The sequence below is a fragment of the Streptomyces sp. NPDC103540 genome (genome assembly GCF_055584445.1).
Map to the genome: position 1 here is coordinate 241,961 of NZ_JBVJMA010000002.1, position 12,551 is coordinate 254,511.

11 protein-coding genes are annotated in these 12,551 nt (G+C 75.2%); 9 read left to right on the top strand and 2 right to left on the bottom strand.

The window, feature by feature from the left end:
* Positions 1 to 9: 9 nt before the first annotated feature.
* Positions 10 to 495, bottom strand: a complete 486-nt coding sequence (locus ACZ6ZI_RS05710; protein WP_469516466.1) for a DUF5709 domain-containing protein — start codon at positions 493 to 495, stop codon at positions 10 to 12.
* 270 nt (positions 496 to 765) lie between these two features.
* On the opposite strand from ACZ6ZI_RS05710, the gene ACZ6ZI_RS05715 reads away from it, so the two are divergent.
* Positions 766 to 1,017, top strand: coding sequence for an isoamylase early set domain-containing protein (locus ACZ6ZI_RS05715; protein WP_469516468.1), 252 nt, complete (start codon positions 766 to 768; stop codon positions 1,015 to 1,017).
* 6 nt (positions 1,018 to 1,023) lie between these two features.
* On the opposite strand, the gene ACZ6ZI_RS05720 is transcribed toward ACZ6ZI_RS05715, so the two are convergent.
* Positions 1,024 to 2,034 (bottom strand): LysR family transcriptional regulator, encoded by a 1,011-nt coding sequence (locus ACZ6ZI_RS05720; RefSeq protein ID WP_469516470.1) that lies wholly within the window; start codon positions 2,032 to 2,034, stop codon positions 1,024 to 1,026.
* 112 nt (positions 2,035 to 2,146) lie between these two features.
* Here ACZ6ZI_RS05720 and ACZ6ZI_RS05725 point away from each other — a divergent pair, with 112 nt between their 5' ends.
* The 8 genes from ACZ6ZI_RS05725 (at position 2,147) to ACZ6ZI_RS05760 (ending at position 12,548) form a co-directional block, all read left to right on the top strand.
* Positions 2,147 to 3,409, top strand: a complete 1,263-nt coding sequence (locus ACZ6ZI_RS05725) for an MFS transporter (protein WP_469516473.1) — start codon at positions 2,147 to 2,149, stop codon at positions 3,407 to 3,409.
* Between the two features lie 322 nt (positions 3,410 to 3,731).
* The gene (locus ACZ6ZI_RS05730; protein ID WP_469516476.1) at positions 3,732 to 4,457 is read left to right on the top strand and encodes a HEAT repeat domain-containing protein; all 726 of its coding nucleotides are present in this window, start codon (positions 3,732 to 3,734) and stop codon (positions 4,455 to 4,457) included.
* Between the two features lie 334 nt (positions 4,458 to 4,791).
* Positions 4,792 to 5,241 (top strand): SRPBCC family protein, encoded by a 450-nt coding sequence (locus tag ACZ6ZI_RS05735; protein WP_469516480.1) that lies wholly within the window; start codon positions 4,792 to 4,794, stop codon positions 5,239 to 5,241.
* A gap of 5 nt (positions 5,242 to 5,246) precedes the next feature.
* The gene (locus tag ACZ6ZI_RS05740) at positions 5,247 to 6,071 is read left to right on the top strand and encodes a DUF1206 domain-containing protein (RefSeq protein WP_469516483.1); all 825 of its coding nucleotides are present in this window, start codon (positions 5,247 to 5,249) and stop codon (positions 6,069 to 6,071) included.
* Between the two features lie 110 nt (positions 6,072 to 6,181).
* A complete protein-coding gene (locus ACZ6ZI_RS05745; protein WP_469516486.1) occupies positions 6,182 to 6,727 on the top strand; it encodes a GNAT family N-acetyltransferase in 546 nt (181 codons plus the stop codon).
* Between the two features lie 984 nt (positions 6,728 to 7,711).
* Positions 7,712 to 9,067 carry an MFS transporter gene (locus tag ACZ6ZI_RS05750; RefSeq protein WP_469516490.1) on the top strand — a complete coding sequence of 452 codons (1,356 nt, stop codon included), beginning with the start codon at positions 7,712 to 7,714 and terminating at the stop codon, positions 9,065 to 9,067.
* Between the two features lie 118 nt (positions 9,068 to 9,185).
* Positions 9,186 to 10,136, top strand: a complete 951-nt coding sequence (gene surE, locus ACZ6ZI_RS05755) for a 5'/3'-nucleotidase SurE (RefSeq protein ID WP_469516492.1) — start codon at positions 9,186 to 9,188, stop codon at positions 10,134 to 10,136.
* Positions 10,137 to 10,409: 273 nt separating this feature from the next.
* Entirely contained in the window at positions 10,410 to 12,548 is a 2,139-nt protein-coding gene (locus tag ACZ6ZI_RS05760) for a DUF4139 domain-containing protein (protein WP_469516495.1), read from the top strand.
* Positions 12,549 to 12,551: the final 3 nt, after the last annotated feature.

A 12,551-nucleotide genomic window follows, 5' to 3' on the forward strand; every position in this document is an offset into this window, starting at 1 on the left:
TCATTCCCCCTACGCTTCGGACCCCTCGCCCGCCTCGGTCCCCTCGGTCTCCTCGGGCAGCTCGATGATGTGCATCGCGGCCTCCTCCGCCGAGGCCGCCCCGCCGTTCACACCCACGTCCTCCGCCACGACGGACACGTGGTACGGGGGGCCGGGCTCGTCCCGGGGCGCCAGCCTGCCGGCCCGTACGGAGCCGGCCTGGGAGGGTTCGCCGGTCTCGTCGGCGCCCTCCTCGTCGCTCTCGTCGTAGGCGTCGGGCTCGGGCAGCTCGCGGGCGAGGCGCTGGTCGAGGCTCTCCCCGGCGTGCCGCCCCGCCGCCGTGGTGGCGGGGTCGTTGACCGCCAGCGGGCGCTCGAACGGCGAGTACCCCGCGTCGAGCGTCTCGTCGAGCCCGGGCTCGTCCAGGGCGTTGTCCATGTCCGGGGCCGCCTCGGACGGCTCGTCGCCCTCGTGCGGTTGGTAGACGTCGTCGCCGTGCGACTCGGTGCTGCTCATGCTGTCTCCCTGTTCGAGGGTCACGTACTGCGGGTGGACTCGGGGAGACGCGTGGCCCGGGGACGGAAGCCTTCCGCGGTCGTCCCCGTCCGGGTCATCCCTACCCGAAGAGGGACGTTTCGCCGCCGAGACCCGCCGCTTCGCACACCTCGCGCGTGCGGACGGGTGACGGGCTCCGCGCACCGGCGCGGCGCGGCGCCGGGCCGTCCGGGGGCGCCAGTATGGACCCTTGGCCCACGCGCCCGAGGCGTGACCCGGAAAGGACCGCTCGTGCTGGATCGTCGACACCGCAAGGACGCCACCGACGTCATCTTCGTCCGACCGGACGGCGCCCCGCCCGGCGCCGTCGGCGTCGTGGGCACCTTCGGCGGCCGGCAGCCCGGCGAGGGGGTCCGGGCCGTGGTCGTCGCCCCGCCCGTCGAGGGGAGGCTTCCCGCCCGCCATCTCACCGCGGGGGACTACTGGTTCGACGACGAGGGCGCGGACGGCCGCGACGACCCCCGCGGCCTGCTGCGCGCCTGACGCGGTTCATCGCGCCCTGAGGGCCGTCCCGTCGCCCGTCCTGTCGGCCCCCTCGACGTGTGCTTCGTCGAGGGGGCCGACGGACGCTTCGTCGAGCGCTTCGTCGAGCGCCAGGGCGAAGGCCCGCGCCTGAGCCGAGGGGTTCAGGCGGGGCCGTACGAGGCCCAGTTCGGAGTCGGACAGGCCCTCGACCGGCACGAAGGCGAGGGACGCGCGCCCCGCGTGGTGGGCCGCCGTGGACCGGCACAGCAGCAGGGCGCCACGACCGGCCGCCGCCAGACCCAGCCCCTCCTGGAGCGTGTCGACGGCCGGCCCGGCCGGTACGGGGCGCCCGCCCGGCGTCACGGCCGGGGCCTGGGCCCGACGCCAGTAGGCGGGGGCGTCGCCGGCGACACCGATCAGCCGGCAGTCCGCCAACTCCTCGGCGGACAGCGACTCCCGGGCGGCGAAGGGGTGTCGCGCGGACACCGCGAGGGTCTGGGGCTGCCGGGAGAACACCGGCCCGAGCAGGAGGTCTTCCTCGGCCACCGGCAGCAGCACCACCGCGCAGTCCACCTCCCCGCGGCGGAGCGCCCCGAAGGGATCGCGGAGCGGGATCTCGACGACGTCGACGGCACAGTCCGGATACCGCCGCGCGAAACGTTCGACCGCCCGGCCGAGATGGTCGTCCACGGCACCCTGGAAGCCGATGCGCAGCTCTCCCCCGGTGCCGCGCGCGTCGGCCCGGGCGGCGGCGACGCCGGCGCGCAGGGCGGCGTACGCGGGGCGCAGGTCGGCCAGGAAGCGCTCCCCCAGCGGGGTCAGGCGCACCCGGCGGCTGGTGCGTTCGACGAGCGGGGCGCCGATGCGGTGCTCCAGGGAGCGCAGCATCTGACTCACCCGGCTCTGCGAGACGTACAGCCGCTCGCCGGTGCGTCCGAAGTGCAGCTCCCGGGAGAGCACGAGGAACACCTCCAGCTCGCGCAGCTCGATGCCGCCGACGTCCACGACGTCTGCGCCGCCCTCGGCCCGGCTCATGGTTCCCCTTCCGCACGGCCGCTCGGCGTGGTCGCCGATCGAGTGGTCCCGCTCATCGAAGCATGAGGAACCGGTCGTTGTTCCCGCAGGTCGGGGCCGGTTGGCTGGTGGCATGACGCAGAGGGACAGAACGACGACGCGAAACGGTACGACGACGGGCGCCCCGGAGGCGCACGAGGTGGAGGCGGGGCGGGGGGCGTCCCGGGGCCGACGGGGGGTGGCGGCGGTCGCGGGCGCGACGTTCACGGTGGTGACCTCCGAGATGCTGCCCGTGGGCCTGCTGACGCCCCTCGGGGAGGCGTTGGAGGTGACGGAGGGCACCGCCGGCCTGACCCTGACCATCACCGGCCTGGTCGGCGCGGTCTCGGCGCCGCTGTTGACCCCCCTGGCGGCCCGGTTCGACCGACGGACGGTGCTGTGCGCGCTGATGGCGGTCCTGGCGGTGGGCAACCTGCTCGCGGCGGGGGCCCCGGACTTCGCGGTGATGGTCGCCGCCCGGGTGCTGGTCGGCATCGGCATGGGGGGCGTCTGGACGATCGCGGCGGGGCTGGCGGTGCGTCTGGTTCCGGCGGAGTCGGTCGGCACCGCGACCGCGTCGATCTTCAGCGGGATCGCGGTGGCCTCGGTGCTCGGCGTCCCCGCCGGCACCTGGCTCGGTGGACTGCTGGGCTGGCGGGCGACGTTCGCGGCCATGGCCGCGCTGTCCCTGGTGGTCGTGGCCGCCTTGGCCCTGCTGCTGCCGGCGCTGCCGGCCGAACCGGGCGTGCGACCCGGCGGTGTGCCGCGGTTGCTCCGGCAGGCACGGGTGCGGGCCGGGCTGGCTGTGGTGGCCCTGCTGGTGACCGGTCACTTCGCCGCCTACACCTACGTACGACCCGCCCTGGAGGAGCTGTCGGGCGCGGACGCCGGCACGATCGGCACCCTGCTGGCCGTGTACGGAGTCGCCGGTGTGGTGGGCAACTTCGCGGCCGGCGCCGGGGTCGGCCGCTCGCCCCGCGCCACCCTGGTGGTGATCGGCGCGGTACTGGCGGGCTCGATCGCGCTCGTACCGCCGCTCGGCCGGACCGTACCGACCGCCGCCGTGCTCCTCGTCCTGTGGGGGCTGTCCTACGGAGGCGTGTCGGTCGCCGCGCAGAGCCGGCTGGCGGCTCCGGCTTCGGCTTCGGCTTCTGGTTCGGCTTCCGCTTCGACCTCGGCTCCGGGTGACCGCGAGGCTCTGTCCGCCCTGTTCGTCGGGGTCTTCAACGCGGCGATCGCCCTGGGTGCGCTGGTCGGCGGTCTGGCCTCCGACGGCGCCGGGGTCACCGCGGCCCTGTGGCTCGGCGGCGGCCTCGCGGCCGCGGCCCTGGCGGTGACGGCGCTCGGGCACGCGTAGTTGGGGTACGGGAAATCCCCGTGGGATCGATCCCGGTCGGCCGGCACACCGCCCCGCGGCCTCGCCGAGGTTCACGGAGAGATCGTCGAGCGGGTACCGCCGCCGGCCACGGCCGCCCCGTACCGGTGGAGTCTCCGACCGCTGCCGGCGGGTGGCCTCACCTGCGGCTTCGTGTGCCTGACAGGGTCAGTCAGGCATCGCTCGGCGGGTCGATGAGCGGCGAGCCCCCTCGGCTCAGCCGAGGGCTCGTGCCGGTCGTGGGTGCGAGGTGCCCGGATTATCGGCTGGTCGTGGTGCATGACATGGGCCAGACTCCGTGGCCATGGACGGCAAGATCGCTCAGCGGGTCGGCGAGCTCGATGCGGATTCGAGCGCAGTGGCACAAGACGCCCAGGGCGCGCTGATCGCCATGGGGCCAGGGGTGCTGGACGCGTTGATCGCGGCAGTGCCTCACCTGGGGGTGTTCGGGCAACTCTGCGCCATCGAAGTCTTCACGGCGCTGAAGGATCCGCGGCCCGGAGACGTGCTGATCGGCCTGCTGGACAGCGAGAACGCCACTGTTCGCCAATGGGCGGCCGACTCCTTGGCGGGCCTGGGGATCAGGCGTGCCGTGCCCGATCTTCAACGAGCCCATGAAGCCTTCCGGCAGCGAGGGGAGGCCCCCGATGACAGCGAAGGAGAGGCGCTTCGCCGGGCGCTGACGGATCTCGGCGCCCGCGCGCTCGTGATCCCGCCCCGTGCCGCCGAGCTGCGGGCCTCGCCGGGGAGCCTGGACCCGGCATGGCCGACGGCCCACCTTGCCGAGGTCATCGAGGATCTTGCCGCTCACGGTCAGGCGGTGCTCTACTTCCAGGTGTGGCGGATCAAGCCGAACCACGGAGCCTTCTGGCATCGGGGTCCGGGCATCGACTGGTACATCGACCGTCAGTCGCCCTGGGATCGGATCGTGGCCGAATGCCGGGACTGGGCACTTCTGGCAGCCGAGGCAACGGACAAGGCTCCCGATCTGGTGGCCACCGTTTCCTGGATCGACGCCTCGGATCTGTGAGGGCCCCCGACCTGATCGACGGATCACGTCAACTCGCCCATGTGTTGACCGCCCGGTGCCGTGCGAGGACCGCGTCGGCTACCCCGGTGCGGCCGGCTTGGGCGAGCATGTCCGACAAGTCCCAGGCCGCGTACCAGGTGTCACCCTCGGGGCGCGCCCGCGCCTGCTCGATCACCCCGCGCACCGCGCTGGGCCGCCGGCCCGCTGCCGACCGGCCGCCCCGGGAGGCCTCCGCATGCCGGGGCCGGGGGCGGGTAGCCGCACCTCGAAGGGTCCCGAGGCGGCGACCGGCACCAGGGGGTGCGGGGCCGCCGACGACACGGAAGGGGTGCGCATGTCGCACGTCGAGGAGTACGTCGAGGTCAACGTCCCGCTCCGCACGGCCTACAACCAGTGGACGCAGTTCGAGGACTTCCCCGCCTTCATGGAGGGCGTCGAACGTATCGACCAGCGCACGGACACCCTCACCCACTGGGTGACGAACGTGAACGGCGTCCGGCGCGAGTTCGACGCCCGGATCACCGAGCAGGTCCCGGACCGCCGCGTCGCGTGGATGACGGTGGACGGCGAGGCGCGACAGGCGGGGCTGGTCACCTTCCAGCCGATCGACGCGGGCACCACCAGGGTGGACCTGCACATGAACTGGGTGCCCGAGGGCATCGCCGAGGCGGCCGCCGACCGGCTCGGGTTCGTCAAGCGCCAGGTCGCGGGCGACCTGAAGAGGTTCAAGCTGTTCATCGAGTCACGCGGGGCCGAGACCGGCGCCTGGCGGGGCGAGGTCTGACCGCCGTGGGTGGCGCGACCGCGACCAGGGGCGTCCGCTCCGCGGCGCCCGGCGGCGGTGCCCGGGAGGCCGCCGCCCGCTGCGGACTGGTGGCGCGGGGGGTGCTGTACGTACTCATCGGGACGCTGGCCCTGCGCGTGGCCTTCGGTGACTCCGGGGCCGCGGAGGCCGACCGGCAGGGAGCGCTCCAGGAACTCTCGGGCACGCCCTTCGGCGGCGTCCTCATCTGGGCCGTCGCCATCGGACTCGTGTGCATGATGCTGTGGCGGCTGTCGGAGGCCGTGTTCGGCGCCGCCGGACAGGACGGCGGCCGCGCGACGAAGCGCCTGGCCTCGGCCGGCCGGACGGTCTTCTACGCCGCCGTCGCCTTCTCCGTCCTGGTGTTCGCGGCGGGCGGCGGCGGCCGTTCCGGGGACGAGCAGTCGCGCGACGTGACGGCCCGGGCCCTGGAGTTGCCCGCCGGACGGTGGCTGGTGGGCGCCGTCGGAGTGGGCATCGCCGTCGCCGGCGTGGTCATCGCGGTCCAGGCGGCCCGCCGGAGCTTCCGAAAGCACATGGCCATGGGAGGGGTCTCGCGGCCGTGGCGGCGGACCGTCGACGTCCTGGGGGTGGCCGGTGGCCTGGCCCGGGGCGCCGTCTTCGCGGCGGTCGGCGGCTTCCTCGTGCACGCGGCGGTGCGCTACGACCCGGCCCGGGCGAAGGGGGTGGACGACACCCTGCGGTCCTTCGCCGGCACCCCGGCGGGCCCGTGGCTGCTGGTCGCGGTCGCCGTCGGGCTGGTGCTGTTCGGGGCGTTCTCCTGGGCGATGGCCCGGTGGCGGGAGGTCTGACACCGGGGCGGTGCGCCGGAGGGTGGTCCGCCGGCGACCCGGCACGGCGACCCGGCACCGGGCGGGTAACCCGATTGCGGCGGGCCGGCCCGGTCGGATAGGAAGCTCGCATGCTCAAAGGTGGAAAGGTCGGGCTCAGGGCCCGGCACGAGGACGACATCCCGATCCTGCGGACGGAGCTCTACGACGACGTGGTCAACTCCTCGCGGGCCGAATCCGGTCCGTGGCGCCCGATCACGCCCGGATCGAAGGACCCGCGGCTGACCGTGGACGCGGAGAATCCGGCGCACGTCCCGTTCTCCGTGATCGACCTGGAACGCGGCACCCTCGTCGGCACCGCGGCGCTGTGGGGCATCGACAACCACAGCCGGGCCGCGCACATCGGCCTGGGGCTGCTGCCGTCCGCCCGGGGCCAGGGCTACGGCACCGACGTGGTCGCGGTGCTGTGCCACTACGGGTTCGTCGTGCGCGGCCTGCACCGGATCCAGATCGAGACCCTCGCGGACAACACCGCGATGCTCCGCTCCGCCGAGCGCAACGGCTTCGTCCGCGAGGGCGTGCTGCGCTCCTCGGCGTGGGTGCTGGGCGAGTTCGTGGACGAGGTGATCCTCGGGCTGCTCGCCCGGGACTGGAAGCAGGACCCGGCGAAGGCCTGAGACGGGGCCCTCGGGGGCGGGGGGGGGGGGCCCCCCGCGGGGGCGGGGCGGCGGGGGGGCCCCCCCCCGCCCCCCCCCCCCCCCCCCCCCCCCCCCCCCCCCCCCCCCCCCCCCGCGCCGTATGCGGGTAACGCGAGTAACCGCCCAGGGCTTCGCGGCGGGTAACGCGAGTAACCCCCCGTGGCCCCGCCGGGGCCACCGGCCCCCGACACCGACGCGCCCACCACCGGCTCGCGGCGGCGTCTTCGTACGCGGACCCGCCCCGCACGGCACCCCGCGACGTGGATCGGCGCGCACACGATCCGGTGCCGTCGACGGTCGCACGGGGAACGGTGCGCGCCCTGCCGCGCCGGGCCGTCGCGGACCGGGCAGGGCGCGGACCGGGCAGGGCGCGGACCGGGCAGGGCGCGGACTCCTCGGCGGTCGGAGTCGACCTGGACACCCTGGCGTTCGAGGCAGTGGGCGGCGCCCGGGTGCCCACCACCGGTAGCCGGCGGGCAGAAGCGGAAGGGCGCGTGGTCGCCCTGCGACCGCGCCGGGCGCGCGGGCACGACGAGCCGGCCGAGGCCGGAAGCTCCGGGAGCGTCGCTCTGACGGCACGGAGTATCGCGGATGCGTCACCGCCGACACAAGGGCAAGAACGACACGCGGCACGATCGCACCGGTCAGGGCTGCCGCTGATTGGTTACACGTGTTCTACGTGCGATTCCTTTCTCGGTCACGATGCACGAATGGGTGTGCGCGAACCCTGGCGGGGGCCGGGAATGGGTGCTACACAGTGACCTAGCGCCGCCGGTGACACGTGTAACAACACCCCGCCGGTACCCCTGCCCGCCCGCGGTCCCGGCCACCCCTGCCGTCCCCGCTCCCGCCCGCACGGCGCCTCCCACCCCTCCCCTCGTTCCGCCCCACCCTCGAAGCGGAACGAGTGCGCCGCCGCCCCGCGCCCCACCACCTCCCCGCTCCGTCCCCGAGGAGTCGTCCATGGCCACGCACGAGCTCACGGGTCCCCTCGACCCCGTCGATCCGATCAACCCGACCGACCCGCCCGCCTCGCCCGCCTCGCCCGCCTCGCCCGCCGTCGGCTGCGATTCCCCCACGGCGGACCCCAGGACCACCGCCGCCACCACCACGCAGCCGGGCGCACCCCGTCAACGCGGGCTCCTGCTCCTGCTGTTGCTCGCCAATTCCGCGATGATGGCCGTGTACATGGGAGTCGGCTCCGTCCTCCTGCCCACCCAGATCGCCGCGATCGCCCCCGACGACAAGGTCGCCGTCCTCGGCATCGTCGGCGGCGTCAGCGCCGTCTTCGCGACCGCCTTCAACCCGATCGCCGGCGCCCTCTCCGACCGCAGCGGCCGCCGCAACCCCTGGATCCTCGGCGGAGCCTTCGGCGCCCTCCTCGCGCTGGCCCTCCTCGGCAACGTCACCACCGCCCTGCTCGTCGGCATCGGCTGGTGCCTGGTCCAGGCGACGATGAACACCTTCCAGGCCGCCGTCACCGCGATCGTGCCCGACCGCGTCCCCGCAGCCCGTCGCGGCACGGCCTCCGCCCTGGTGGGGCTGGGCATGCCCATCGGCGGCACCGCCGGCGTCCTCATCGCCTCGCAGACCGCCGCGCACCCGCGTACCGGCCATCTGGTCCTCGGCGCGATCGTCGCCGCGTCCGCCCTCCTGCTGTCCCTCCTCTGCCGTGACACCGTCCGCGCCGAGCCCGCGCCGCGCACCTCACCGGCCGACCGACTCCGCTCCTTCCTCTCCTCGTTGGCGAACCACGACTTCCGCTGGGCCTTCATCGGCCGTGCCCTGATGGTGTTGGGCTACTTCTCCGTCGTCGGCTACCAGCTGTACATCCTGGGCGACCACATCACGCTGCCCGACGGGCTGACCCCGCCCGCCGCCCTCGCGATCCTGACACCGGTCTCGATGGTCGCCGTGGCGCTGTCCACCGTCATCGGCGGTCTGCTGTCCGACCGTTGGAACCGCCGCAAGGTGTTCGTCGGCGTATCGGCCGCCCTCGCGGGGCTGGTGATGGTGGTCCCCGTCGTCAGCCCGACCTGGACCGGCATGCTCGTCTTCAGCGCGTTGAACGGTCTCGCCTTCGGTTGCTTCATGGCCGTCGACACCGCGCTCGTCACCCTGGTCCTCCCCCGCGCCGAGGACGCGGCGCGGGACATGGGCGTCCTCAACATCGCGAACGCCGGACCCCAGATCGTCGCGCCGTTCGTCGCGTCCGCCGTGGTCACCGCGCTGGGCGGTTACACGCCCCTGTTCCTGGTCGGCGGCGCCCTGTCGCTGATCGGCGCGCTCGCCATCCTGCCGATCCGCGGCGTGCGTTGATCCCTTCCGACTCCGGCGGGTGCGTGCCGAGGGTCGCGCGCCCGCCGGGCCCGTAGCACCACGCGACCCTCACCCCTTCCCCCTCCGCTCCCCCTTTCCTACCTCCAAGGAGCCTTCCGTGAGACACCTCCGCGTACTGCCGCCCGCCGTGTTGCTCGTGTGCACCGCAGCCCTGGTGGGCACCGCCCCCGCGGTCGCCTCGCCCGGGACCGCCGCCGCCCCCGCCTCCACCCCCGCCGCGTCCGCGAGGTCCGCACGGCCGACGGCTCCGCTGCGGATCCTGCTCACCAACGACGACGGCTACGACGCTCCCGGCATCCGCAAGGCCTTCGAACGACTCACGGCCGCCGGGCACGACGTGACCATCGTCGCCCCGCTCACCAATCAGAGCGGTACGGGGACGAAGATCACGAGCGCCCCCACGGTCACGGTGAAGCACCCCGAGCCCAAGGTGTGGGCCGTCGACGGTACTCCCGGCGACTCGGTGTCCTTCGGCCTCGCCGAGGTGTTCGCGGGACGCGCCCCCGACCTGGTGGTGTCCGGCACCAACTTCGGCCCGAACGTGGCCGGTCTCGCCACCCACTCCGGCACCGTCGGCGGCGCCGTCACGGCGCTGGAGTCCGGGGTCCCCGCCATCGCGCTGAGCACGGGCGGCCTCTCGGTGCCCGACCCGGTCACCACCGTCAACGCCATGGGCCCGACGCTCGACTTCGCGGTCAGGCTCATCGACCGGCTGCGGACCCGGGCGCGCTCCGGCCCACTGCTGCCCGAGGGGGTGGGCCTGAACGTGAACCACCCCGTCGTCGGCGCCGACGGCAAGGGGACCGCGGCCGGGGTGTCCACCACCTTCCAGGACCCCCAGACCCTCCTCCGACCGGACTTCGCCGATTCCGGGGACGGCACCTGGAAGGTGGAGGTGAAGGTGGACCTGCGTCCGGCCGCGAAGGGCGGCGACGTGGAGGCGGTGGGCGCCGGCCGGATCGCCGTCAGCCCGATGAGCGCCGACTGGAACACGGGACCCGTCGACCACGTCACCACCGCGGCCCTCCTCGCCGGTCTGCGTCCGTGACCCGGGCGGCCCGAGCGCGCCGGGGCCGGCGCGCGGGGCCCGCCGCGTGACCGGAATCCCGACGGGGCGCGGGAGTTGCCCGGTGTGCCCTCCGCCGCGATCCCGCTCGGTCGGGCCCGCCCGGGGGCGCCGCGTGAGCCCGTAGGCCGGCGCGGACCGTCGCCGGTCGGGCCCGGGCACCGCTCACCGGGGGGTGGGTGGTGCCCGGCCTGGGGGGTCGGGCGGGCGTCGGCGTAGGCTTCGCCCAGGTACGGAGGCGAGGGGGCGGAACGCATGGCGGCCGATGCGGCACAGAGGTGGGACTCGACCCTCGATTCGGTCGTGGTGTACGCGCAGGGGGCGCTGTGTCGTCGCCTGGCCCGGGGCAGGGTGCCGGCGGACGGACGGGTGCGGGTGACGGGGCTGCCCCGTTCCCTGGACCCGGGTTCGCTGCGGGTCAACGTCCTGGGCAGCTCCGTAACACGTGTTACCGAAGCACGCGTCGAGGTGGAGGCCGAGCCGGCCGGCGCGGACGCCCCCGACGCGCTGCGGCGCGAGGTCGAGCGGCTGGACGAGGCGTACGCGGCGGCGCGGGCCCGTCGGGACCGGCAACTGGGCGTGATCGAGGAGGTCCAGGCCCTGCGCCCGGTGCCGCCTCCGCGCAAGCGCGAGGACGCGCGACACCGTCGCACCCCGGTCGACGCCTGGCTGGACCTCGCCGGGTTCGTCGACGAGCGGCTGGAGCGGCTACACGTGCGACTCGGCGAGCTGGAGGAGGCGCTGCGCGCCCTGGAGCACGAGCGCGCCGTCGCGAGCGACCGGCTCGCCCGCGCCTCCACCGACGCGCCCGCCCCGCACGTAGAGACCACCGTCTGCACGGTCGTGACCCTCGACGCCGTCACCGGAACCGACGCGCCCACCGGTACCGGTACCGACGGTGCCGGGCCGGAGCCGGAGCTCGAACTGGAGCTGGAGTACGGGGTGCCGGGCGCCGTCTGGGTGCCGACGTACCGCCTGGGCCACCGTCAGGGCGACGACACCGGACGGCTGGTGCTCCGCGCCTCGGTCGCGCAGCGCACCGGGGAGGACTGGAGCGGCGTGCGCGTCGCCCTGGCCACCGCCGACCTGCGGCGCCGCACCGACCTGCCGAGGCTCCGCTCGGTGCGCGTCGGACGCCGTCAGCCCGACCCCGCGCCGTCCGGCTGGCGCGAGCCCCCCGCCGGGCTCGCGGACCTGTTCGCGGGCTACGCGGCGGCCGGCCCCCGCCCGGGCCCGCTCCCCGGCGGCCCGCTCCCCGGCGGCGCGCCCGTCGCGGCCGGCCCCGTACCGCTCCCCGTGTCCGCTCCCGTGGCGCCGACGCCTCCGCCGGCCCCCCAGGCCTACGGGGCGCCGCCGCCCGCGCCCCGGGCGCCGGGCGCCGCACCCGGCGGGGCCGCGCACTTCGCGCAGCCGGTCCGGGCCCGTACGGGCGCACGGCCCGGCGGCGGCCCCTTCGCGGGCGGCTCCGCGGTGGCCCCGTCCGCACCGTCCGCCCCCTCGGGCCCCGCGCCGGCGGCGCCGCGCCCCGTGGCGCCGCCCATGGGTCCGCCGCGGCCCGGCGACGGCGAACTCGACTACGCCGCCCTCGTGTTGCGCGGCCCCGACGAGCAGGGTGGCCGCCGCGGCCGACTGTTCCCCGGGGCGCCGTTCGACCCGGTGGCCTCGGAGTTCCGTCGCCGCGCCGAGTCGGTGTCGGCGCTCGCGCTGCCCGGACACGCCGTGCGCCCCCGCGAGTCGGCGGGTTCCTTCGACCACCGCTTCGACGCCGCCGCCCGCGCCGACATCCCGTCGGACGGCACGTGGCACACCGTCACCGTCGGCGAGATCCCGGTCGGGCTGCGCACGGAGTACCTGTGCGTGCCGTCCGTGGAGCAGACCGTGTACGCGACGCTGGTCCTCTCCAACGCCACGGACCAGGCCCTCCTCGCGGGCCCCGTGGAGGTCTCGGTCGACGGCGGGTTCCTGTTGACGGCGGCGCTGCCCACGCTCGCGCCCGGCGGTGTCCGCCGGGTGGGGTTGGGTCCGGCCGAGGGCGTCCGGGTCGTCCGTCGTACGAACCTGTACGAGTCGACGTCGGGGCTGCGCAACAACACCACCGTGCTCGACCACCGCGTCCACGTGGAGCTGGCCAACCGGCTCGCGCGGCCGATCACGGTCGAGGTCCGCGAGCGGGTCCCCGTCACCTCCGAGCAGGACGTGCGGATCGAGGAGCGGGCCGACTGGAGGACCCCGGAGACCGCCGGGTCCGAGCACGGCGCGGCGGAGCACCACGCGCCGGGCACCCGCGTCTGGCGGGTGGACCTGCCCGCCGGCGCCACCACCGCCCTCGAAGGCGGCTACGAGATCCGCATCCCGACCGGCAAGGCCCTGGTCGACGGCAACCGCAGGAGCTGAAGA